This window comes from Paraburkholderia sediminicola, assembly GCF_046026895.1.
GTDB lineage: Bacteria > Pseudomonadota > Gammaproteobacteria > Burkholderiales > Burkholderiaceae > Paraburkholderia > Paraburkholderia sediminicola_C.
In genome coordinates, this window is record NZ_JAQQEU010000010.1 from 120,022 (window position 1) to 142,814 (window position 22,793).

Below are 22,793 nucleotides of genomic sequence, written 5' to 3' on the forward strand. Positions count from 1 at the left end.
TACCGACGCGTTGTGAACGCGCGGCGCTTCAGTACGTCTCCAGATGCAGCCGCCCTTCCCGCTTCAGCTTTGCCCACAGCGCGTCCCAATCCATCTGATGCTGCTCGCCGATTTCCCTGAGCGCTTGCAGCACGCCGTCTTCCATGCCCTTCAAGCCGCACACGTAGATGTGCGTGTTGTCGTCCCTGAGCATGTTCGCGACATCAACCGCGCGCTCGCGCATCGCGTCCTGTACGTAGCGTTTCGCCTGACCCGGCGTGCGTGAAAAAGCCAGATTCGTGTCGATGAAATCCTTCGGCAAATTCGTCAGCGGTCCGAAGTACGGCAGCTCTTCCTTGGTCCGCGCGCCGAAGAACAGCATCAGCTTGCCGGTCGCGCCTTTCAGACGTCTGCGCCGGCGATATTCGGTCATCGCGCGCATCGGCGCGGAGCCCGTGCCTGTGCAGATCATCAACAGATGAGAATTCGGATGATTCGGCATCAGGAAGGTGCTGCCAAACGGGCCGATCACGTTGACCACGTCGCCCTTCTTCAGATCGCACAGATAGTTCGAGCACACGCCGTCGATCGCGTCGCCATGTTGCTCGGACACCCGCTTGACCGTCAGCGACACGTTGTTGTAACCGGGCCGCTCGCCGTCGCGCGGACTCGCCACCGAATACGGGCGCGCGTGATGGGCGCGGCCATCGGCGCTCGCGCCGGGCGGCAGAATGCCGATCGACTGTCCTTCCAGAACCGGAAACGGCATCGAGCCGAAATCGAGCACGATGTGATGGATATCGCTGTCGGTCGTGCTGTCGGTGAGCCGGTAGTTGCCGACCACCGTCGCGGTGGTGGGCGCCTTGTGCGTATAGAGATTGACGTAAGGCTTCGCGGCCGACCACGGCGGCACGACCGCGCCGCGCACCGTGTCCACTTCGATGCCGCTCGCGTCCGCGGACGTGTCGCCCGAGGCGCCCGCGCCCGGCGAATCATCGGCGGCGGGCACCGCCATGGTGTTCTGCTCCGGCAGCACGTCCCATGTGAACTGCTCTTCGATCGGATACGCGTCGGCCTTCAGCACGGTGCGCCAGTTGTCGATCGCGCCGGTCGGGCACGGCGGCACGCACGCCATGCAGCCGTTGCAGATGTCCGCCTTGACCACATAGTTGTTGTCGTCGTGCGTGATCGCATCGACCGGGCAAGTCTCTTCGCAGGTATTGCAGCGAATGCAGATTTCCGGATCGATCAGATGCTGCCTGAGAACTTCGATCGATACTGGGCCGTTCATCACTTCCTCCACCATGGTGTGCCGTGCTGCGCGCCTGACGCGCGTTCAGTTAAAGCGCACGTATTCGAAATCGATCGGCTGACGGTTCACGCCCATCGCCGGCGGCGCGATCCAGTTCGCGAATTTTCCGGCTTCGGTGACGCGGCCCATCAGCGACGTGACGAATGCGCGGTCTTCCGGCGACGCGAGCCACTTCGCCTCGTTGGCGGCCCATTCGGTTTCGCTGATCACGCGGCCATCGGGCGACACGCGGGTGCCCGCGAAGGTGCCGATCTGCCGGTTGAACGCTTTATGCGGCACCGTCATGCGAAAATCGATGCCGGCCTTTTCGAGCACCTTGTTCCAGCGGCCCACGCCCGCCACCGAATCCTTGATGTAGTCGTCGCGCAGCACTTCGTTCATCGCGTTGAGCATCGGCACTTCGCGCTCGACCAGCTTGCCATCCTGCACGTCGAGCAGCTTGTAGCTCTGGCCGTTCAGCTGATGATCGTCGTCGCGCTTGTTTTCTTCGTAGCGGCCTTTCAGGCCCGAGCTATAGAACGTCGCCGCGTTCGACGAATGATCGGCGCCGAACAGGTCGATCGTCACCGAGTAATGGAAGTTCAGATAGCGCTGGAGGGTCGGCAGATCGATCACGCCGGCCGCGCGAATCTTCGCGACATCGTCGGTGCCGAGTTCGTTCATCACCTGGGCGGTGCGCTGGATCACGCGCGACACGCCCGATTCGCCGACGAACATGTGATGTGCTTCCTCGGTCAGCATGAACTTCGTGGTGCGCGCAAGCGGATCGAAGCCCGACTCGGCGAGCGCCGACAACTGGAATTTGCCGTCGCGGTCGGTGAAGTACGTGAACATGTAGAACGCGAGCCAGTCGGGCGTTTTCTCGTTGAACGCGCCGAGAATACGCGGATTGTCGTCGTCGCCCGAGCGGCGGCCGAGCAATGCTTCGGCTTCCTCACGGCCGTCGCGGCCGAAGAAGCGGTGCAGCAGATAGACCATCGCCCACAGGTGGCGGCCCTCTTCGACATTGACCTGGAACAGGTTGCGCAGGTCGTACATGGACGGGGCGGTCAGCCCGAGGTGACGCTGCTGCTCGACCGACGCCGGTTCCGTGTCCCCTTGCGTGACGATGATGCGGCGCAGGTTCGCGCGATGCTCGCCGGGCACGTCCTGCCATGCCGCCTCGCCCTTGTGCTCGCCGAAGTGGATCTTGCGGTCCTGCTCGCCGGGCGTGAGGAAAATGCCCCAGCGGTACTCCGGCATCTTCACGTAGTCGAAGTGCGCCCAGCCGCCCGCATCGACGCTCACCGCCGTGCGCAGATAAACGTCGTAGCCGTGCGAGCCTTCCGGGCCCATATCGCCCCACCACGACAGAAAATTCGGCTGCCATTGTTCGAGCGCGCGTTGCAGCGTGCGGTCGCCGGCGAGGTTGACGTTGTTCGGAATCTTTTCGCTGTAGTTGATCGTTGACATGGTCGGTTCCCTGTTCGGAAGCTGCAGTGCTGACGGCGAGAGGCGCGTATCGGGCAGTGGCGTTGCGTCAGATTGCGTTGCTGGCGTGACATGCGCGCTGGATGTGCGCGCATCTTCACGCGCGGGTTCAAGTGAGCATCAAACGCGCGAGACGTCGAATTGCGCCTTGCTGCCCTTGCCGTACACCTTGAGCGCACCCTTCTCGCCTACTGCGTTCGGCCGGTTGAAAATCCAGTTCTGCCACGCGGTGAGCCGGCCGAAGATGCGCGTCTCCATCGTTTCCGGGCCGTTGAAGCGCAGATTCGCTTCGAGGCCGGTCAACGCATCCGGCGACATCGCCGCGCGTTCCTCGAGCGCGATGCGGATTTCGTCGGCCCAGTCGATATCGTCGGGCGATGCGGTCACGAGGCCGAGACGCTCGGCTTCAACCGGCCTGACCGGCTGGCCGATTCGCGAGCGCGCAGCGTCGAGCGGTTCGGCCTCTTCATAGAAGCGCCGGGCGAGCCGCGACTGCTGCGTGACCATCGGATAGAGACCGAAGTTGACTTCCGACAGTGTGATGGCCGGCTCCTCGTCCTCGTTCTCCGGCAACGCGGCCATGTAAGTGCGGTCGGCGGCGAAAGCGAGTTCCGCGAAGGTGCCGGCGAAGCACGAGCCCGGTTCGATCAGCGCGAACAGCGAGCGCGACGATACGTCGATGCGCGCGAGGGTGCGGCGCAACAGCCCGATGGTCTCGCGCACGAACCAGTGGTCCTTGTGCTGCAGCAGCGTGGCGTCGGCGGCGAGCAGCCGGCGGGCGTCGCCTTCGGTCTTGAATACCCAGGTGCCGATTTCCAGTTCGTTGGTGCGCATCGACAGGATCGCGTCGTCGAGTTCGCGGGCGAATCGCAGCGGCCACCAGTTCACGCCCGCCGCGACGATCGCGTCGATCTGCGTGGGCGCTTCGGTGTGCGGGGCCTTGGCGGTGAACGTGGCGATGCGCTTCACGCGGTCGATCGTCACGTCGAGTGTCGAATAGGTGAGCCCGTCTGCGCGATCGGTGCGTTCGATACGCGTGAGCACCACGCCTTGCGCGTGATCCGGGCGGTCGCTCTGCGCGGCGAGTTCCAGCGCGCGCGCCTGGATGGCCTGATTGAACTGGTTGGGCTTCACGACTTCATCGACCAGACGCCATGCTTTCGCGCGCTCGCCGCGCAAGCCTTCGACCACCGTGCAGAAGATGTCGGCGCGATCGTGGCGCACACGGCGCTTGTCCGTGACGCGCGTCAGTCCGCCGGTGCCCGGCAGCACGCCGAGCAGCGGCACTTCGGGCAGCGACACCGACGACGAGCGGTCGTCGACCAGATAGATTTCGTCGCAGGCCAGCGCGAGTTCATAGCCGCCGCCTGCGCAGGCGCCATTCACCGCGGCGAGAAACTTCAGACCCGAGTGACGCGACGAGTCTTCCAGACCGTTGCGCGTTTCGTTGGTGAACTTGCAGAAGTTGACCTTCCACGCATGCGTGGACAGACCCAGCATGAAAATATTGGCGCCCGAGCAGAACACGCGATCCTTGAGGCTCGTCAGCACGACGGTCTTGACTTCGGGATGTTCGAAGCGGATGCGCTGTATCGCATCGTGCAGTTCTATGTCGACGCCCAGATCGTATGAATTCAGCTTCAGCTTGTAGCCGTCGCGGATGCCGCCGTCTTCGACGATGTCAATCCCGAGCGTCGCGACGGGACCGTTGAAGCTCAGCTTCCAGTGCTTGTATTGCGAGGGATCGGTGCGATAGTCGACCGGCGCGACGGCGATTTCTGCTGCGGACATGGGCGTCTCCTGACTGGACGATGCAAATTTCTTTTTTTGAACAATAGTGCAGTGCCTATCCCATGTAAAGCACTTTAATGCATGTTTGCTAGTAAACCCTGATCCCTCGCTTCAGGTCAGCCCACCCGCACGTCGTCCGGCGATTCCGCCGCGACCCGCGCGGCGAGGCGGTCGCGCAGTTGCAGGTAGGCGTCGGCCAGCGTCTTCTCGCTGGTGTCGAAGGTCATGTCGGCGCGGCCGTACAGTTCGCTGCGCCCAGCGAGGATGCGCTTCAGGTCGTCCATCGCCTCCTTGTTGCCCGACATCGGCCGCAGATCGCCTTGCGCGACGACGCGGCGCATATGTTCTTCCGGCGTGGCCTGCAGCCACACGGTGAAGCAGTGCGACAGCAGCGCGTTGAACGTACCCGACTCCGACACCAGCCCGCCCGGCGACGCGATCACCGCGCGCTCGTGCTCCTGAATCACGGCTTCGAGCGCGCGATGTTCATAGCGCCGGTAGGCGCTCGCGCCATACAGCGAATGAATCTCCGACGGCGGGCAGCCGGCCATCTGCTCGATCACGCGCGTCAGCTCGACGAACGGCACCTTGCGCTCCTGCGCCAGCATCCTGCCGAGCGTCGATTTGCCCGCGCCGCGCAGACCGATCAGCGCGATCCGGTTCTTGCGATTCGGGTCGCGCGGCGCTTGCGCGAACATGTCGGCGAGCGCCACGCGGGCGCGCTGCAACGCGGCCTGATCGCGGCCTTGCAGCAGTTCGCGGATCAGCAGCCATTCGGCGGACGCGGTGGTTTCGTCGCCGATCACTTCGGCGAGCGAACAGTTCAGCGCGCCCGCAAGCTGCCGCAGCACCAGCACCGACGCGTTGCCCACCCCTGATTCCAGATTCGCCAGATGGCGTTCCGACAGGCCGGTTTCGGTGGCGAGCGTCTTGCGCGTCATGCCGCGGCGCGCGCGCAGCAGGCGCACCCGCTCGCCCATCGCGGTCAGAAACGGATCGCGCTCTTCGCGTTCGCCGCCGCGCTCCGCGGGCTCGGCGCGGTTCGTGTCGTCGGCGGCGGCCTCGCCCCGTGCTGAGGAGGAGTACTTTTGATTCATGTTTTACCACCTTGTGGCTGCGATATATGTACTATAGTGCTTGACACGCATCAGGTGAACGGTTAATTTTCGCCAAATATCGATCCAATCACAAACGCGGCCGAGCGGCTTCGGCAGCGTCATGGAGACTGCGCGGCAATACGCATGCATTCGGGTGCCGAGGCACCCGGCTGTATGAGCGCGCTGATCTGGAGGCTCGCATGTCCCCACATGAATTCCAGCGCCTGATTACGGGCGTCACTGAGCAACTTGCCGGCCGGCCGCTCGACGGGCAGCTCGTGGCATGGCTGAACGACACCTACCCGGCCGACAGCCCGACCTTCCGCGAACTCGCGAACGCGTGCCGCACCGGCGTCGCGGAAGGCTGGCTGTGCAACCGCGAAGGCGGCGGCATTCGCTACGGCCGCATCTTCAAGCCGCTGCCCGAGACCCACGGCTTTTCCGTCGACGTCGTCGACATGCAGGACATTGCCGGTCCGCATCACGTTCATCCGCACGGCGAGATTGATCTGATCATGCCGCTCACCGAAGGCGCGACGTTCGACGGCCACCCGGCCGGCTGGTGCGTGTACGGCCTCGGCTCCGCGCATCGCCCGACCGTCGCGAACGGTGAGGCGCTGGTGCTGTATCTGTTGCCACAAGGCGCGATCGAATTCACCTCCGCCTGAGTCACTTCCCGTCGAGACAGCCATGACCGAACTTTTGAAGAACCATGTAGCCGGCCAGTGGATCGCGGGCAGCGGCGCGGGCACGACGCTGACCGATCCGGTGACGGGCGAAGCGCTCGTGCGCGTATCCAGCGAAGGACTCGATCTCGCACGGGCCTTCGGCTTTGCGCGCGACCAGGCCGGCGCCGCGGTCCAGGCGCCAGCCGCGGCCCTCGCCACCTTCACGCAAACGACTCACCCCGCCACGGCCTAGCGGCACGAGGCGAGCTGCAAGCATCGCGCGGATCACGAGCACAAAACAGCCGGATCGCCCCCACCGATGGAGGAGACATATGGAATCCCTGCTGGAGACAGCTGCAAACCAGCCCACTGCGCAGCCCACCGCGCAGTCCGCCGCGACGGTCGCACCGCCGCCTCCGCGATTCAATTTCGCCACGCATCTGTTCCGCCTGAATGAAGCGCGCGTCGGCAAGATCGCCTATATCGACGACACCAGCACCACCACTTACGGCGAACTCGAACAACGCGCGCGCCGCTTCGCGACCGCGCTGCGCACGCTCGGCGTGCATCCCGAGGAACGCGTGCTGCTCGTGATGCTCGATACCGTCGCGTTGCCGATCGCGTTTCTCGGCGCACTGTACGCGGGCGTCGTGCCGGTGGTCGCGAATACGTTGCTCAGCCCCGCCGACTATGTGTACATGCTCACGCACAGTCACGCGCGCGCCGTCATCGCGTCGGGTGCGTTACTGCCGAACGTCGCCGAGGCGATGGCTAGCGCCGAACATGACGGTTGCCAGCTGATCGTCTCTGAACCGCTCGACGGCACGCCGCCTTCGGCGCCCCGGCTGAACCAGCTGATCGACGCCGCCGAACCCGTCGTCAAGGCCTGCGCGAGCAGTGGCGACGACATCGCGTTCTGGCTGTATTCGTCCGGCTCGACCGGCAAGCCGAAAGGCACAGTCCACACGCATGCGAATCTGTACTGGACCGCCGAGTTGTACGCCAAGCCGGTGATGGGGATCGTCGAAAGCGATGTGGTGTTTTCGGCGGCCAAACTGTTCTTTGCGTACGGGCTCGGCAACGCGCTGACCTTTCCGCTGTCGGTCGGCGCCACCGCCGTCCTGATGGCGGAGCGCCCCACCGCCGACGCGATTTTCGCGCGTCTCGTCCAGCATCGCCCGACCATTTTCTATGGCGTGCCCACGCTGTACGCGAGCATGCTCGTGTCGCCCAACCTGCCCGCGCGCGCCGATGTCGCGATGCGCGTGTGCGCATCGGCGGGCGAAGCCTTGCCGCGTGAAATCGGCGAGCGCTTCACCGCGCACTTCGGCGCCGAGATTCTCGACGGCATCGGCTCGACCGAGATGCTGCATATCTTTCTGTCGAATCGCGGCGGCGAAGTCGAGTACGGCACGACCGGCCGTCCCGTGCCGGGCTACGAAGTGGAGCTGCGCGACGAAGCCGGTCATCCGGTGCCCGATGGCGAAATCGGCGATCTGTTTATCAAGGGGCCGAGTGCGGCGCTGATGTACTGGAACAATCGCGAGAAGTCCCGCGCGACGTTTCTCGGCGAATGGATTCGCAGCGGCGACAAGTATCGCCGGCTGCCCAATGGCTGCTACGTGTACGCGGGCCGCAGCGACGACATGCTGAAAGTCAGCGGCCAGTACGTGTCGCCCGTCGAGGTGGAGATGGTGCTCGTGCAGCACGATGCGGTGCTCGAAGCGGCGGTGGTCGGCGTCGATCACGGCGGCCTCGTGAAGACCCGCGCGTTCGTCGTCTTGAAGCGCGAGTTCGCGCCGTCTGAGATACTCGCGGACGAGTTGAAGGCCTTCGTCAAGGCGCGGCTCGCGCCGCACAAGTATCCGCGCGACATCGTCTTTACCGACGATTTGCCCAAGACCGCCACCGGTAAAATTCAACGCTTCAAACTGCGCGAACTGTCATAAGGTGATCCATGCAGAACCCCGCCCTCGCCGCCGCTGTCCCACCCGCGGCCAGCAGTTTCGCTGAACTTCCCGCTACGGCTTCGCACGGGCCGTTGCGCATCGAGTATCGCTGGGTCAACGAGACGGCGGCCGGCGCGCCGATCGCCGTGTTCCTGCACGAAGGGCTCGGCTCGATCGCGATGTGGCGCGACTGGCCGCAGAGCTTGTGCGAGCGGCTCGGCATGCGGGGACTGGTTTATTCGCGGCCCGGCTATGGACTGTCCACGCCGCGCGCGCGCCACGTGAAATGGCCCTTGCATTTCATGACGGACCAGGCGCGCGACATTCTCCCCGCTCTGCTCGACGCGCTCGCTGTCGACACCCGCGAGCGCAAGCGCATGTGGGTCGTCGGCCATAGCGACGGCGGCACGATCGCGCTGCTGTACGCGGCGCTCCATCCCGACGCACTAGCGGGCGCGGTGGTCATCGCACCGCATGTGTTCATCGAAGACATCTCGGTTGAGAGCATCGCGCAGACGAAGCAGCTCTACGAAACCACGGACTTGCGCGCGAAGCTCGGCCGCTATCACGCCGATGTCGATTCAGCGTTCTATGGCTGGAACGATATCTGGCTGGACCCCGCGTTCAGGCAGTGGTCGATTGCGGCCGAACTGGCGTCGATCCGCCAGCCGCTGCTTGCGATACAGGGCCGCGACGACAACTACGGGACGATGGCGCAGATCGATACGATCGCCGCTCGTGTGCCGCAAACGCAGCTCGTCAAGCTCGATAGTTGCGGACATTCGCCGCATCGGGATGCGCCCGGCAAGTTGAATGAGGCGATTGCGGCATTTGTCTCGGCTCAGCGCCAGAGACCGTGACGACATTCAGCGCAAAGATCGCTGCAACAGGAAACACTCAACCACGCCAAACGCAACCCGCCCGCAAACCCTGAAGCGCGCGCCGTCGCCGCTTCGGAACAACGCCTGTCAAACCTCACTATCGCCGCCGCCCCCGCCCGCCCAGCGGGCAGTGGCATCAGCGCCCGACTCTTTCCTCACCCTTTCTTCACAAAACCGACGGGATTGCGTTTCAGACCAACATTCTCGCGTTGAACGCGGCGGTGGAAGCCGCGCGCGCGGGCGAGCAGGGCCGCGGTTTCGCCGTGGTGGCGGGTGAAGTGCGCGGCCTCGAGCAACGCAGCGCGCAGGCTGCGAAAGAGATCAAGGCGTTGATCGAAGCGACCGCCGCGAGCGAGAGCTCGGGCTGGGCTCGGGTCAGGTGCGCCAGGCCGGCGAAACGATGACGGAGATCGTCACCAACGTCGCGAGCGTGACGACCATCATTTCCGAAATCACCCAGGCGGCCAACGAACAGACGCGTGGCATTCAGGAAGTGAACCGCGCGGTCAGCCAGCTCGACGAGATGGTTCAGCAGAATGCGGCGCTGATCGAGCAATCGACGGCGGCGGCGGCGGCGTTGCAAAGCCAGGCGGCGAGTCTCGCCAGCGCGGTGACGCAGTTCAAGCTGGATTAAGGCGGCCGCGCAAGCATTGGCGCGCTTGGGGGTGAGTGGGTGGTGCGCGTGACGCGGCGCTCGTCACGCCGCTCACGACTCGAAGTCGAGGCCGCCGAGCAACGCCACCGGTTCGCCTTGTGTATGCGACAGGAAATCCAGTTCGCGCGCGTGGGTCCACGCGCTCAGCTTGCGCGGCAGCGCGGCGAGATATCTGGCGAAGCGCGTCTGCCCCTGCGCATTCATCAACCGCTCGATCTCGTCGCTGTCCCAGGTCAGATACAGATTCAACGGATGCGCATAGAGGCCCAGATTGTCGAGCGGCGCCGCGTAGATCCGCAAGCGGGTGGGATGCCCCGGTCCGCCGTAGGGCAGCACTTCCGTATGCACGGTGGCCGCAAAACAGGCGGCTATGGCCTCGGCGATACGAGGCGCAAACTCTTGATCGAAACGGGCGGCATTCTCCGGACGCATCTGGGTCTCCGACGTTATGCTATGCGCAATCAGCGGAGCATCGTAGCATGCGAGCGGGGCATACCTTTTGCGCACCGCCGCCGCGCTGAGTATCGCAACAGCCCTGGCTGGCTGCCGGCCAGCGCGCGGCGTTCAGCTCTTTGCAGCGGGACCCCGCGCATCCTGCACGAGCCCCTCGCGCAATGTCTTGCGGATCACCTTGCCCGTCGCCGTCAACGGCAGGCTCTCGACAAAGCGGAGCTCGCGCGGATACTCGTGCGCGGCCAGACGCGTTTTGACATGCTGCTGAATCTCGCGCACCAACGCTTCATCGCCGACGAAGCCAGGCTTGAGCACCACGAACGCCATCACGATTTCAGTGCGCTCGCGGTCCGGCGCGCCGATCACCGCGGCCATCGAGACGGCCGGATGACGCAGCAGCGAATCTTCGATCGACGCCGGTCCGATCCGGTAGCCGGCGCTCGTGATCACGTCGTCGCCACGGCCGACGAAGCGGATGAAGCCATCGGCGTCGCGCATGCCGAGATCGCCGGTCAACAGAAACTGGCCGCGGAATTTTTCGCGCGTCGCCGGCTCGTTGCGCCAATATCCGAGGAACATCACCGGATCGGGCGCGGCCACCGCGATATCGCCGATCGCGCCAGACGGCAGTTCGGTGCCGTTCGCGTCGACGATGGCAACGCGATGCCCCGGCACCGCGCGGCCGATCGCGCCGAAGCGCGGCTCGAACAGCGCCGCGCACGACGACACCACGACGTTGCATTCGGTTTGCCCATAGAACTCGTTGATCGTCACGCCCAGCGCTTTGCGGCCCCAGCCGATCAGTTCCTCGCCGAGCGATTCGCCGCCGCTCGCGACCGAGCGCAGCGCGAGCGTCCAGCGCTCGGGCCGCTCGACACCGCGCATCATCTTCAGCGCGGTCGGCGGCAGGAACGTATGCGAGACCGCATGACGCGCGAGCAGATCGAACGCGGCCTCGCCGTCGAATTTCGCAAAGCGGCGCGCGAGCACGGCGACACCGTGATGCCACGACGGCAGCAGCACGTCGAACAGGCCGCCGATCCACGCCCAGTCCGCCGGCGTCCACATCAGCGTGGCGTGAGCGGGGAAGCCCTGCTGCGAAATCTCGACACCCGGCAGATGGCCGAGCAGGACACGGTGTCCGTGCAACGCGCCCTTCGGTTTGCCGGTCGTGCCCGACGTGTAGATGATGATCGCGGGATCGTCCGCGCCGGTGTCGGCCGGTGTGAAGTCGGCGGATGCGCTGTCGAGCGCGTGCCAGAAGGAGCGCACGGGCGCGGCCGGGTCCGTATGATCCGGTTCGGCGTCCACGCTAAAAACGCTGCGCAGCTCGGGCAACGCCGCGCGAATCTCGTCGATCTTCTGCACGCCCGCGTGATCGGTGATCAGCGCGACGGCACCGCTGTCGCCGAGACGATGTTCGATCGCATCGACACCGAACAGCGCGAACAGCGGCACGGCCACCATGCCCGCCTTGTACGCGGCGAGATGCGCGATGGCCGTTTCGATCGATTGTGACAGGAAGATGCCGACGCGGTCGCCGCGTTGCGCGCCGCTCGCCCGCAGCGCGTTCGCGAAACGGTCGGACAGCGTCTTCAACTGGTCGAACGTGTGGTGCGTGGCGCGGCCTTCGGCGTCTTCGTAGATCAGCGCGAGACGGCCCGAAGCGTCGGCCCATTTGTCGCACACGTCGACGCCGATGTTGTAGCGCGCCGGAATGCGCCAGGCGAAGTTTGCTGTCAGTGAATCGTAGGTTTGGCCTTCGAGGTTCATCACGTCTCCTTCGTGTCGCGGTGTGATTTGCGCGGTATTGGTGCGCAAGTTGCGCTGCATGCACCATTGGATTCGATCGCACGCTTCGCGCCTGGCGCCTGCGTGCGTGAGATGATGACACTGCGCATCGAAATATCGTACCCACGCGCCTCTGAACCCGGCACGTATGACATTTGCTACTTGCTCAGACCACGCTTGCTACCCCACCTCATCGTTTCGCGACAACGCGTGTGCAATTACGGCCTATTGTCTGTTGAGTGGAATCCGCTCGCGTAGTATCCGGAAGAGTAGCTGTGCCCGGAGCCTTGCGCCTGTCCCATGCGCACGGCGGCGCGCATTATGCGGGGTAGCCTCTCTGGATACACTATGAGTCAGGCAAGATTTGCGTCGTTTTGGCACGGCCCCGAACTTTCGCCGTATGAAGTGGCGAGTCTGAGTTCGTTCACCGCTTATGGCAGCGCGGTGTCGCTCTACAGTTACGAGACGATCAAGCACCTGCCGTCCGGCGTGATGGCGAAAGACGCACGCGAGATTCTGCCGCCTGATGCGCTGAACGATTTCCCGATTAAAGGCGTGCCTTCTATCGCGCACTTCTCGGACTACTTCCGTTTCGCGATGTTTACGAAGTCGGACGAGATCTGGATCGATACCGACATGGTGCTGCTGCGGGATTTCGACCTCGACGCCCCCGGCGACCTGATCGGCAGGGGGACATCCAACACCCTCGGCACGGCGCTGCTGCGCCTGGGCCCAAAAGACCCGCGTTTGCTGACGCTGCTCCAGCGGATCGAGGCAATGAAGCGGACCAACACCCGTTGGGGCGACACGGGTCCGCGCCTTCTGACCGCCGTCTATGGCATACAGGCCGGCTTGCCCGGCAGCCTCTTCTACCCCGTGCATATCGACGACTACTACAAGGTGTTTCTGCCGCGATATCTGGACGAGTGTTCGGCATGGTGCGCCGACTCGTACGCACTGCACCTCTGGAACCATTGCCTCGTCAGGACTGGCGTGTTCAAGCGCATCGGGCCGCCGGCCGGTTCGTTCCTGCATCAGCTATTTGCCGGGACAGGCGTGAACGCTTTATTCCGCGAGTTCTATCCGGCCGACGTGATGCAGACGATGATCGACAACGCGGTCGAGAAAGTCGGACGCGACAATGGTCTGCGCAAGCTGTTGCACGTAGCCGTGCCGTTGTTCAGAACGGCGATCGGACGCAAGCCGGGTGGGTGAGCCGGGCGGCGCTTCGGTTGCGCCATGTGACACCCGGCACCGCGCTGCCCTTTCACGTTCACCACCTCGTCAATCAGGCCGCCGCGCCTCGGCCGGTCCCGTGCGCCTGCTGCAAGATGAATTCGATAAACGTCGCGGCCGCACGCGTGTGATGCCGGTTCGGCATATAGAGCATGTACATATGCGTGCCGAAAATGCTCAGGCGCCATTCATCGAGCGCCGTCACCACATCGCCGCGTTTCAGGTCGTCCTGTACCACGTAGTCGGGCACGAGCCCCACGCCCAAACCGGCCAGCACCGCCTGGCGCAAGAACAGAAAATTCTCGGAGATGATGGCCGGCTCCAGCAGCACTTCGTGCCGCTCGTCGCGCAGATATGCAGCCACGCGCAACTGCCTGCCGACCACCGCCGCCGTGATCAGCGGCGCGGTGCGCAGATCGTCGAGCTTCGCGGGCATCCCGTGCGTTTGCGCAAAAGCGGGCGACGCGCACGCCACGTAGCTCACCGGCCCCATGTCGCGCGCGACCAGATTTTGCGGCGGCTCGGACATCACCCGCACCGCGATATCGACTTCGTCGCGCATCAGGTCCTCGACGCGGTTCTCGAACATCACGTCCAGCACGATGCCGGGATATAGCCGCTTGAACGCGTCAAAGTAATTTTGACAGTCTGTCAACCCTCCATGTGATTGTCAACGAACCTTGATCGATCCACAATCGGGACCATTCGCCAAGCCCCCGCCCGGCTCGCCCGACGCGCGGTCCGGCATTCGCTTGAGCCCTTGCTTCAACCCGATAACAGTCAGGAGACGACACCATGACCCTTATCCCTTCGGCCGACGTTGTCACCCGTGAATTGCGCGGCAAGGTGCTGCTGGTGAGCATCGACCACGCGCCGGTCAACGCGCTGTCCGCCGACGTGCGGCGGGGCCTGCTCGCCGCGCTCGAAGCCGCCGACGCCGAGCGCGCCGTCGAGGCCGTGCTGATCGTCGGTGCGGGGCGCAACTTCATCGCGGGCGCCGATATTCGCGAGTTCGGCAAACCGCCGGTGCCACCTTCGCTGCCGGACGTGTGCAACCGCATCGAGGCGTGCACGAAGCCGGTCGTCGCCGCGATTCACGGCGCCGCGCTCGGCGGCGGCCTGGAAGTCGCGCTCGCCGCGCACTACCGGATCGCCGTCGACGGCGCGAAGCTCGGCTTGCCCGAAGTGCAGCTCGGCCTGCTGCCGGGCGCGGGCGGCACGCAGCGCACGCCGCGTTTGATCGGCGCGGCCGCGGCCCTCGATCTGATCCTCAGCGGCCGGCACGCCGGCGCGAAAGAAGCGCTGGCGCTGGGCCTGATCGACCGGCTCGGCAGCAGCGGCGACATCCTTGCCGAAGGGCTGGCCTACGCGCACGAACTGCTGGCCGCGCACGCTCCGGTGCGCCGCACGCGGGACGCCGCAGCGCTTCAAGATCGCCTAGCGAGCCGCGCCGCCGTCGCCACGGCGCGCGCGGAAATCGCGAAGAAGTCGCGCGGACTGTTCTCGCCGCTGAAGATCGTCGAGGCCGTCGAAGCCGCGATCGAGCAGCCCTTCGACGAAGGCCTGCGGCTCGAACGCAAACTGTTCCTGCAATGTATCGACAGCCCGCAGCGCGCGGGGCTGATTCACGCGTTCTTTGCCGAGCGCGAGGCGGTGAAGGCGCCGGAAACGCGTGAGGCCAAACCGCGCTCGCTCGATAAGATCGGCGTGGTGGGCGGCGGCACGATGGGCGCGGGCATCGCGGTCGCGGTGCTCGACGCGGGCCTGGCGGTGACGATGATCGAGCGCGACGACGAGTCGCTCGCACGCGGCCGCGCGCACATCGAAAAAGTCTACGACGGCCTGATCGCCAAGGGCCGCCTGAGCGCGGAGAAAAAGGCGGACATCATGACGCGCTGGAGCGGCAGCACGTCATACGATGCGCTCGCCGACGCCGACCTCGTGATCGAAGCCGTGTTCGAAGACTTCGCGGTGAAGAAGGCCGTGTTCGCCGAGCTGGATCGCGTGTGCAAAGCGGGCGCGGTGCTCGCGACCAACACGTCGTATCTCGACATCGACGCGATCGCGGCCAGCATCTCGCGCCCCGCCGACGTGATCGGCCTGCACTTCTTCTCGCCCGCCAACATCATGAAGCTGCTCGAAGTGGTGGTGCCGAAGCAGGTCCGCGCCGACGTGGTCGCCACCGCATTCGAACTCGCGAAGAAGCTGCGCAAGACCCCGGTGCGCGCGGGCGTGTGCGACGGCTTCATCGGCAACCGCGTGCTCGCCGTGTATCGCAGCGCCGCGGACGCGATGATGGAAGACGGCGCATCGCCGTATCAGATCGACGCCGCCGTGCGCGACTTCGGCTTTCCGATGGGGCCGTTCCAGGTGGTCGACCTCGCGGGCGGCGACATCGGCTGGGCCGCGCGCAAGCGGCGCGCGGCCACCCGCAACCCCGCGGCACGCTACGTGCAGATAGCCGACCGCCTGTGCGAGCGCGGCTGGTTCGGCCAGAAGACCGGGCGCGGTTTTTATCTGTACCCCGAAGGTTCGCGCAGCGGCGCGCCGGACCCGGAAGTCGAGGCGATCATCGACGCCGAACGTGCCCGCGCGGGCATCACGCCGCGCACGTTCACCGACGAAGAGATCGTGCGCCGCTACATGGCCGCGATGATCAACGAAGGCGCGAACGTCGTGCACGAAGGCATCGCGCTGCGGCCGCTGGATGTCGACGTGACCTTCCTGTACGGCTATGGCTTTCCGCGTTATCGCGGCGGCCCGATGAAATATGCGGACATGGTCGGCCTGCCGAAGATTCTCGCCGACATCCGCGAGTTCGCCAAAGAGGACCCGCTGTTCTGGCAAGCGTCGCCGTTGCTGGTCGACCTCGTGGAACGCGGCGCCGATTTCGCGAGCCTCAACCAGACGGCCTGAAACGGTCCATCATCTAGTGGATCAGGACCGCTCGCGCATGGCTCGCACCGGTCCGCTCCCCGCTCACTCCAACACGGAACAACCCGCCATGGACCTGAACTTCACCCCGCAAGAAGAAGCCTTTCGCGCCGACGTGCTGGCATTCCTGCGCGACAGGCTCCCGCAGCGTCTCGCCGACAAAGTGCATGGCGGCCGCCGTCTCACGCGCGACGACATGGCCGAGTGGCACGCGATTCTCAACGCGCAAGGCTGGCTCGCCAATCACTGGCCCAAAGAGTACGGCGGCCCGGGCTGGAACGCGGTGCAGAAATTCATCTTCGAAAACGAATGCGCGCTGGCCGGCGCGCCGCGCGTGGTGCCGTTCGGCGTCAACATGCTCGGCCCGGTGCTGATCAAGTACGGCAGCGAAGCACAGAAACGCCATTGGCTGCCGCGCATTCTCGACGGCTCCGACTGGTGGTGCCAGGGTTATTCGGAGCCGGGCGCGGGCTCCGATCTCGCATCGGTCAAAACCACCGCCGTGCGCGGCACCGACGCGCAAGGCGAGCACTACATCGTCAACGGACAGAAGACGTGGACCACGCTCGGGCACTACGCGAACATGATCTTCTGCCTCGTGCGCACCGCGACCGACGTGCGCAAGCAGGAAGGCATCAGCTTTCTGCTGATCGACATGACTACGCCGGGCGTCGAAGTGCGCCCGATCATCACGCTCGACGGCGAGCACGAAGTCAACGAAGTGTTTTTCACCGACGTGCGCGTGCCGGCTGCGAATCTCATCGGCGAAGAGAACAAGGGCTGGACCTACGCCAAGTATCTGCTCACGTATGAGCGCACGAATATCGCGGGCGTCGGCTTTTCGGTGGCCGCCTTCAATCGTCTGCGCAAGATCGCCGCGAAGCAGCGCCGCAACGGCAAGCCTTTGGCGCAAGACCCGGCATTCGCGGCACGCATGGCGCGCGTCGAGATCGACCTGGAGAACATGAAGACCACCAACCTGCGCGTGATCGCGGCCGTGGCGGGCGGCGGCGTGCCCGGCGCCGAAAGTTCGATGCTGAAGATTCGCGGCACCGAGATCCGCCAGGAAATCTCGTCGCTCACGCGCCGCGCGATGGGGCAGTATGCGCAGCCGTTCGTCGAGGAAGCCTTGCACGACGGCTTCGAAGGCACGCCGGTCGGCCCCGAAGAAGCCGCGAGCGCCGCATCGCTCTACTTCAACAACCGCAAGCTGTCGATCTTCGGCGGCTCGAACGAAATCCAGAAGAACATCATTTCCAAAATGATCCTGGGACTGTAAGGGGCGCACGTCATGAATTTCCAGCACACCGAAGACCGCCGCATGCTGGCGGATACGCTCAACCGTTTCGTCAGCGAGCAGTACGCCTTCGCCACGCGCGACCGGATCGCGCGCTCGGCGCAAGGGTTCAGCAGCGATCTATGGCACCGCTTCGCCGGGCTTGGCGTGATCGGCGCGCTGTTCGATGAAGCGGATGGCGGGTTTGGCGGCGGCGGCTTCGACATCGCGGTGGTATTCGAAAGCCTCGGCCGCGGCCTCGTGGTCGAGCCGTTTCTCGATACCCTGATCGTCGGGCGCGCCATCGCGCTCAGCGGCAACGACGTACAAAAAGCGACGCTTGGCGGATTGATCGACGGTTCGCGGATCGTCGCGCTGGCGCACGGCGAGCCGGACTCTCACTACGAATTGTCGCGCGTGACGACGCGGGCTCAGCGCAGCGGCGATAGGTGGCAACTGAACGGCGCGAAAGCGGTGGTCCAGCATGGCGAACACGCGTCGCACTTTCTCGTGTCGGCGCGCACCGCAGGCACCGACGATGCGCAAGACGGCATCACGCTCTTTCTCGTGCCGCGCGACGCGCACGGCGTCGGCGTGCGCGGCTATCGCAAGATCGACGGCGCACGCGCCGCCGAGGTGACGTTCGACAACGTGACGCTCGCCGACGACGCGTTGCTCGGCGCGGCGGGCGACGGTTTCGCGGCGCTCGAATACGCGATCGGCTGCGGCGTGCTTGCGCTGTGCGCCGAAGCGCTCGGCGCGATGGATATCGCGAAGGACCACACGCTCGACTATCTGCGCACGCGCAAGCAGTTCGGCGTGCCGATCGGCAGCTTCCAGGCGTTGCAGCATCGGATGGCCGATCTGCTGCTCGAAATTGAGCAGGCGCGCTCGGCGGTGATCAACGCGGCCGCGGCGCTCGGCGCCGAGCGCCGCGTGCGTGAGCGCGCGCTGTCGGCGGCGAAATACAGCATCGGCAGAATCGGCACGCGGGTCGCGGAAGAATGCATCCAGTTGCATGGCGGGATCGGCATGACGTGGGAGCTGCCGCTTGCTCACTATGCGAAGCGTCTGGTGATGATCGATCACCAGTTGGGTGACGAGGACCATCATCTGGAGCGGTTCGTGGCGCTCGGGGCTGCCTGATGCGCGCGCGGCCGACACAGCCGGTCTCGCGCGGCGCGCAGGCCCGGCGGCCGCCGCCGCGCGCCGGCGATAGAGAAGCCAAGCCGTAATTCTGTTAGATTGGTATGCTGGGGCCGCGTCACGAATCGCCGCTCTACCGTATCTGGAACACGCATCACAGCCGCAAGGACCAGCACGAGCCGAAGTCTGAACCGCTAGCGGAGGGAACGTGGATTTCCTGAAGACGCTTCTCGAGCATCAGCCGTTGATGACGTTGTTCTTCACCGTCGCAATCGGCTATTTCATCGGTGAATTCAATATCAAGGGTTTTTCGCTCGGCGTCGGCGCGGTGCTCTTCGTCGCGCTGGCGGCCGGCTGGTTCGCGCCGAAATCCGCGCCCGCGCCGATGGTCGGCACGCTCGGGCTCGCGCTCTTCCTCTACACCGTCGGGGTCCAATACGGCGCCCAGTTCTTTCTCGGCTTGACCAGCGCGTCCGGCAGGCGCGCAAATCTGCTCGCGCTGATCGGCGTATTGTGCGCGGGCGCGATGAGTGTCGCGATCCACAAGATCCTGCAACTCAACCCGGGCTATGCGCTCGGTCTGTTTGCCGGCGCCGGCACCAGCACCGCCGCGCTGCAAGCGGCGATTGCGACGCTCGGCAACGACGATGCGGCGGTCGGCTATTCGGTTTCCTATCCATTCGGCGTGGCCGGTCCGATCCTGCTGCTCTACCTGGCGTTTCTGATCCGTCCGCAGAAGATCGCGGCCGCCACGAACGCCGGCCTCGAAATTCTCGAAATCGCGCTGCGCAATCCAGACTTTTTCGGCAAGACGCTCGCCGAAGCGTTCCCCGCGCTGCCCGCCAACGTACAGATTGTCGCGGTGCGCAGCGCTCATCACAATGCGACGGCCTCGCCCGAACTCGTGCTGACGGAGAACGACGTCGTGCTCGCCGTCAGTCCGAACGGCGCGGCGCTTGCCGAAACCCGCAAGCGTCTGGGCGAGACGGCGCCCGGCCGCATGCTGCGCGATCGCGGCGACCTGGATTATCTGCGCGTGTTCGCCTCGCGCGCGAGCGTGGTGGGCCGCGCGCTCGGCGAGCTGACACTGCCCGAAGGGTCGATCGTCGCGCATGTGCGGCGCGGCGACGCCGACATCATGCCGAACCACGAATTGGTGCTGGAATACGGCGACCGCGTCGGGCTGCTGACGAAGCGCTCCGCATTTGCGGCACTGCGCGGGTACTTTGGCGATTCGATCAAGGGCACCGCGGAATTCAGCTATATCTCGGTCGGCCTCGGCATGGCGCTCGGCTTCCTGGTCGGCGCGATCCAGCTTCCGCTGCCGGGCATCGGCAAGCTTTCGCTCGGTTTGTGCGGTGTGCTGATCGTGGCACTCGTGCTGGGCAAAGTGCGCCACACCGGCGGCATTCACTGGACCATGCCGCTGCCCGCGAACCTCGTGGTGCGCAATCTCGGACTGACGATTTTCCTCGCGCAAGTGGGCATGTCGTCGGGGCCGCGATTTGCCGCGACAGTCTCGCAAACGGGTCTGCTGATGCTCGGCCTGGGCGCGCTCGTGCTGCTTGCGCTGGTGGTGCCGATTCTGATTCTGGGGCTGCTGGTGTACCGGCTGCCTTTCGATGAAGTGGCGGGCATCGTCACGGGCGCGTGCGGCAATCCGGCGATCCTCGCGTTCGCCAACAAGCTCACGCCGACCGACAAGCCGGACATCGGCTACGCGATGATTTTCCCCGCGATGACGATCGTGAAAATACTGTTCGTGGATATTCTTCCGGCGATCTGGTGAACGGTTGGTGAAGGTCGAGATTTCGCTCGCCCGAGCAGAATGTACTTGCCGGTCTTCGGATCGACGTTGATCACCGCGGGCCACGCGTGGGGAAGTGTGGTTTGCACGATCAGGTCGTTGGCCGGCGCCCCTGCGGCTATACCGTCGAAGTCGTCCGGCAAACGCTGTGCTTCCATCAACGCCTCGCGGGCGCCATCGGAGGAGCCGTCGATGTATGAGTACTTCGCGGGCCGCGCGTAGAACTTGTTGATGATCGCCTTGGCTACCCGTGCGGTTGCGTGCTCGCCGCGATACGCGAAATCGACCTTGGCCCGCGCATTGAGCGCCCATGAGCCGTCGTGGCCGCCTTCATGACCCATGTCGGTCGCGGCCATCGCGATCTGCCTGTTGGTTACGGGCACGCATGTCGAAGCCATCGGCGCATTGACCGACAGGTTGCCGCAAAGGCCGCCACAACCGGCCTGCAAATAGCGCTGTGTCCAGACTTGCGTGGGCAACTGCAACTCGAACAACGACGCGCCCGGCCCGATCGTTCCCTTCACGTCGCACACCGGGGCGGGCAAGGTGTTTTGCCCACGACCGTTCCGGCGGGCAGCACCGTCGCGGATGTCATCGTGACCGTGCCGTCCGTCACGCCACTGAGGTCCATGCTCATCACGACTGCGCAGTTCATTGCGGGCATGACTGCGGGGGGGGTTTGCCAAAACCGGTTGAGCTGGCGCTTGCGTTGGAGTTGGAGTCAGTGGCGTTGGCGCTGAATTGCAGGCCGATCGTCAAAATGTCAGGACGAAGCCCGTGATTAGACATGCGAATGATCGTCCGCTCGTGGACCGTTTTCGGAGTGCGCGAGTTGCGCGTCATCCCAGAACCGGGCGTAAAAAGCCTGCAGCTCATCGCCCTTGCGACGCAGGATCGCCACCGCGTCAGAGAAGAGGCCGCGTTTCTCGTCGCTGGACAGTCCGATCATTGCGCCCTCAGCCGTGCCAAGCGCGGTGTAGATCCGGACTGCGAGGCGCTCGGTTTCAGTGCGCACACGGCCCATGCGCTCGCAGATCGTCTCCAGCACCGCGGCATGGTCCTGCAGGTGCCAACCCAGACGATTGAGCCGGAAACGCACGCTCACGGCTGACTCTTCCCACCAGCTACGCTCGAAGCCCAGCTCGGCGTCCGTGACCCCCGCTAACTCATCAAGCAGTTCGTTGTGACGCAGCTCCCAGGTCTGCAGCAGATCTGTGACCGTTCCGAAGTTGGCGGGCGGCGGCCCGTACTTCTTCCAGACAGCATCCACCGGTCTGGCGCCATCATGCTTGACGCCCGCGAAAGCCGCGCGGGCGTTGCGGATCGCCGACCCGTGCGCCCAGAACTCCGCCATCACGCAGTGCACGACGTTATTGCGGATCGTGCGCTGCTTGCCCAGCGAATAGTTCTCATGCAAATGTTGGCGGTCCCAGTCGCCAAGGCGCAGACCATGTAGCGTGCCTTGCAGGGAACGGTACGACGCCTGCCAGTGCCGCAGGATCAACTGGGCCTGCGTTGGCGGAACACTTTTTGATTGCCGCAATTCCGCCGCGGCGTTGCCGGAGTCCAACAGCGTCTGATAGACGCCGAGACAGACTTCGCGAAGACAGTCGGAGTAGTGCGCCCAACCGCCTTCCCCTGGCGTACCGGGCCAGTCGGCCATTAGCTCCGTATCGGGGATCGCTGTCAGCAGCGAGCAGAAACGCCGCACCTCGTTGGCAATCTCCGACAGCGCCGGCAGTGCCGTTGCGATCGGACGGGCACAGGTTTCCTCCGGATAGCGCCCGTTGTTTTGCGCAACGGGTAGCCAATAGCGCGCTTCCTCATAGGTCAGCGAGTCGGTAGCCTGCGCGACTACCTCGCTCAGCGCCTGAGCGGCAAGCGCGAAGTCACCGTTGAACAGGTGGCGCTTGCCCACGCCCAGATGAAGCTGACCAAGGAACTGCGCGACGCCGATGTCCCCGGCTACGTCGTGGTGCACCCGGGTATATCCGAGATCCAGCCGCGTGTGCAGCGGCGCACCGAGGAACTTGTGGAAGATGTCTCCGTGGAAGGAGATGAGTTGCACCACCGGCGACATGATGAAGATGTGACTGCCTACGAGGGAAGAGACACGCGTGTCCACCCTCCCCTGTTCAACCTCGACCCACAGCGGGATGGCGGCCTTGCCGATTGCGCTCTGGACTGCCTCGTCGGACAGCACCTCTCGCTCCAGCCGCAGGCAGCCGTCGCACGATATGCTGTGGAAGTAGATCAAGATGGGCTTGTCGCCGGCTGCGGCGGCCTCAAGCGCTTGCTCGTGACGCTCTTGCGTGATCCAGTCGATCGTCATGATGAACTCCATGGGT

15 protein-coding genes and 4 pseudogenes are annotated in these 22,793 nt (G+C 64.8%); 10 read left to right on the forward strand and 9 right to left on the reverse strand.

What is annotated here, in order from left to right:
• Positions 1-28: 28 nt before the first annotated feature.
• From boxA to PQR02_RS10010, 4 genes are all read right to left on the reverse strand, one after another.
• A complete protein-coding gene (boxA, locus tag PQR02_RS09995) occupies positions 29-1,270 on the reverse strand; it encodes a benzoyl-CoA 2,3-epoxidase subunit BoxA (RefSeq protein WP_408229116.1) in 1,242 nt (413 codons plus the stop codon).
• Between the two features lie 45 nt (positions 1,271-1,315).
• Positions 1,316-2,743, reverse strand: coding sequence for a benzoyl-CoA 2,3-epoxidase subunit BoxB (boxB, locus tag PQR02_RS10000; protein WP_408229119.1), 1,428 nt, complete (start codon positions 2,741-2,743; stop codon positions 1,316-1,318).
• A gap of 138 nt (positions 2,744-2,881) precedes the next feature.
• The gene (gene boxC, locus PQR02_RS10005) at positions 2,882-4,552 is read right to left on the reverse strand and encodes a 2,3-epoxybenzoyl-CoA dihydrolase (RefSeq protein WP_408229122.1); all 1,671 of its coding nucleotides are present in this window, start codon (positions 4,550-4,552) and stop codon (positions 2,882-2,884) included.
• 116 nt (positions 4,553-4,668) lie between these two features.
• Positions 4,669-5,649 (reverse strand): helix-turn-helix transcriptional regulator, encoded by a 981-nt coding sequence (locus tag PQR02_RS10010; protein ID WP_408229125.1) that lies wholly within the window; start codon positions 5,647-5,649, stop codon positions 4,669-4,671.
• A 200-nt stretch (positions 5,650-5,849) separates the two neighbouring features.
• Between PQR02_RS10010 and PQR02_RS10015 the strand changes: the two genes are divergently transcribed.
• The 5 genes and pseudogenes from PQR02_RS10015 to PQR02_RS10035 all read left to right on the forward strand — a co-directional run bounded on the left by PQR02_RS10015 (position 5,850) and on the right by PQR02_RS10035 (position 9,781).
• Complete coding sequence (locus tag PQR02_RS10015; RefSeq protein WP_408229128.1) at positions 5,850-6,317, forward strand: DUF4863 family protein; 468 nt, start codon at positions 5,850-5,852, stop codon at positions 6,315-6,317.
• 22 nt (positions 6,318-6,339) lie between these two features.
• Positions 6,340-6,516 (forward strand): annotated as a pseudogene (locus PQR02_RS10020) (3,4-dehydroadipyl-CoA semialdehyde dehydrogenase); the annotation flags it as partial.
• A gap of 133 nt (positions 6,517-6,649) precedes the next feature.
• Positions 6,650-8,266 (forward strand): benzoate-CoA ligase family protein, encoded by a 1,617-nt coding sequence (locus PQR02_RS10025; protein WP_408229131.1) that lies wholly within the window; start codon positions 6,650-6,652, stop codon positions 8,264-8,266.
• An 8-nt stretch (positions 8,267-8,274) separates the two neighbouring features.
• Complete coding sequence (locus PQR02_RS10030) at positions 8,275-9,126, forward strand: alpha/beta fold hydrolase (RefSeq protein WP_408229134.1); 852 nt, start codon at positions 8,275-8,277, stop codon at positions 9,124-9,126.
• 242 nt (positions 9,127-9,368) lie between these two features.
• Positions 9,369-9,781: pseudogene (locus tag PQR02_RS10035) on the forward strand (methyl-accepting chemotaxis protein).
• A 72-nt stretch (positions 9,782-9,853) separates the two neighbouring features.
• Here the strand turns inward: PQR02_RS10035 and PQR02_RS10040 are convergent.
• On the reverse strand, positions 9,854-10,234 hold the full coding sequence (locus PQR02_RS10040) for a DUF5594 family protein (RefSeq protein WP_408229137.1): 381 nt from the start codon (positions 10,232-10,234) through the stop codon (positions 9,854-9,856).
• Positions 10,235-10,366: 132 nt separating this feature from the next.
• A complete protein-coding gene (locus PQR02_RS10045; RefSeq protein WP_408229140.1) occupies positions 10,367-12,028 on the reverse strand; it encodes an acyl-CoA synthetase in 1,662 nt (553 codons plus the stop codon).
• Positions 12,029-12,394: 366 nt separating this feature from the next.
• Between PQR02_RS10045 and PQR02_RS10050 the strand changes: the two genes are divergently transcribed.
• A complete protein-coding gene (locus PQR02_RS10050; RefSeq protein ID WP_408229143.1) occupies positions 12,395-13,261 on the forward strand; it encodes a hypothetical protein in 867 nt (288 codons plus the stop codon).
• A gap of 73 nt (positions 13,262-13,334) precedes the next feature.
• Here PQR02_RS10050 and PQR02_RS10055 read toward each other — a convergent pair.
• A pseudogene (locus PQR02_RS10055) lies at positions 13,335-13,910 on the reverse strand (substrate binding domain-containing protein); the annotation flags it as partial.
• A gap of 167 nt (positions 13,911-14,077) precedes the next feature.
• Between PQR02_RS10055 and PQR02_RS10060 the strand changes: the two are divergent.
• The 4 genes from PQR02_RS10060 (at position 14,078) to PQR02_RS10075 (ending at position 20,427) form a co-directional block, all read left to right on the forward strand.
• Positions 14,078-16,198 carry a 3-hydroxyacyl-CoA dehydrogenase NAD-binding domain-containing protein gene (locus tag PQR02_RS10060; RefSeq protein WP_408229146.1) on the forward strand — a complete coding sequence of 707 codons (2,121 nt, stop codon included), beginning with the start codon at positions 14,078-14,080 and terminating at the stop codon, positions 16,196-16,198.
• Between the two features lie 88 nt (positions 16,199-16,286).
• Positions 16,287-17,495, forward strand: a complete 1,209-nt coding sequence (locus PQR02_RS10065; protein WP_408229149.1) for an acyl-CoA dehydrogenase family protein — start codon at positions 16,287-16,289, stop codon at positions 17,493-17,495.
• 12 nt (positions 17,496-17,507) lie between these two features.
• Positions 17,508-18,638 carry an acyl-CoA dehydrogenase family protein gene (locus PQR02_RS10070; RefSeq protein ID WP_408229152.1) on the forward strand — a complete coding sequence of 377 codons (1,131 nt, stop codon included), beginning with the start codon at positions 17,508-17,510 and terminating at the stop codon, positions 18,636-18,638.
• Positions 18,639-18,846: 208 nt separating this feature from the next.
• Positions 18,847-20,427 (forward strand): aspartate:alanine exchanger family transporter, encoded by a 1,581-nt coding sequence (locus tag PQR02_RS10075; RefSeq protein WP_408229155.1) that lies wholly within the window; start codon positions 18,847-18,849, stop codon positions 20,425-20,427.
• A gap of 32 nt (positions 20,428-20,459) precedes the next feature.
• Here the strand turns inward: PQR02_RS10075 and PQR02_RS10080 are convergent.
• Positions 20,460-21,118 (reverse strand): annotated as a pseudogene (locus PQR02_RS10080) (tannase/feruloyl esterase family alpha/beta hydrolase); the annotation flags it as partial.
• A gap of 108 nt (positions 21,119-21,226) precedes the next feature.
• Complete coding sequence (locus PQR02_RS10085) at positions 21,227-22,777, reverse strand: thioredoxin family protein (protein ID WP_408229158.1); 1,551 nt, start codon at positions 22,775-22,777, stop codon at positions 21,227-21,229.
• Positions 22,778-22,793: the final 16 nt, after the last annotated feature.

Coding starts and splice junctions, on each gene's coding strand:
- boxC (WP_408229122.1), bottom strand. CDS start 4,552: ATGTCCGCAGCAGAAATCGCCGTCGCGCCGGTCGACTATCGCACCGAT.
- PQR02_RS10050 (WP_408229143.1), top strand. CDS start 12,395: ATGAGTCAGGCAAGATTTGCGTCGTTTTGGCACGGCCCCGAACTTTCG.
- PQR02_RS10040 (WP_408229137.1), bottom strand. CDS start 10,234: ATGCGTCCGGAGAATGCCGCCCGTTTCGATCAAGAGTTTGCGCCTCGT.
- PQR02_RS10070 (WP_408229152.1), top strand. CDS start 17,508: ATGAATTTCCAGCACACCGAAGACCGCCGCATGCTGGCGGATACGCTC.
- PQR02_RS10030 (WP_408229134.1), top strand. CDS start 8,275: ATGCAGAACCCCGCCCTCGCCGCCGCTGTCCCACCCGCGGCCAGCAGT.
- boxA (WP_408229116.1), bottom strand. CDS start 1,270: ATGAACGGCCCAGTATCGATCGAAGTTCTCAGGCAGCATCTGATCGAT.
- PQR02_RS10015 (WP_408229128.1), top strand. CDS start 5,850: ATGTCCCCACATGAATTCCAGCGCCTGATTACGGGCGTCACTGAGCAA.
- PQR02_RS10045 (WP_408229140.1), bottom strand. CDS start 12,028: ATGAACCTCGAAGGCCAAACCTACGATTCACTGACAGCAAACTTCGCC.
- PQR02_RS10025 (WP_408229131.1), top strand. CDS start 6,650: ATGGAATCCCTGCTGGAGACAGCTGCAAACCAGCCCACTGCGCAGCCC.
- PQR02_RS10010 (WP_408229125.1), bottom strand. CDS start 5,649: ATGAATCAAAAGTACTCCTCCTCAGCACGGGGCGAGGCCGCCGCCGAC.
- PQR02_RS10085 (WP_408229158.1), bottom strand. CDS start 22,777: ATGACGATCGACTGGATCACGCAAGAGCGTCACGAGCAAGCGCTTGAG.
- PQR02_RS10060 (WP_408229146.1), top strand. CDS start 14,078: ATGACCCTTATCCCTTCGGCCGACGTTGTCACCCGTGAATTGCGCGGC.
- PQR02_RS10065 (WP_408229149.1), top strand. CDS start 16,287: ATGGACCTGAACTTCACCCCGCAAGAAGAAGCCTTTCGCGCCGACGTG.
- boxB (WP_408229119.1), bottom strand. CDS start 2,743: ATGTCAACGATCAACTACAGCGAAAAGATTCCGAACAACGTCAACCTC.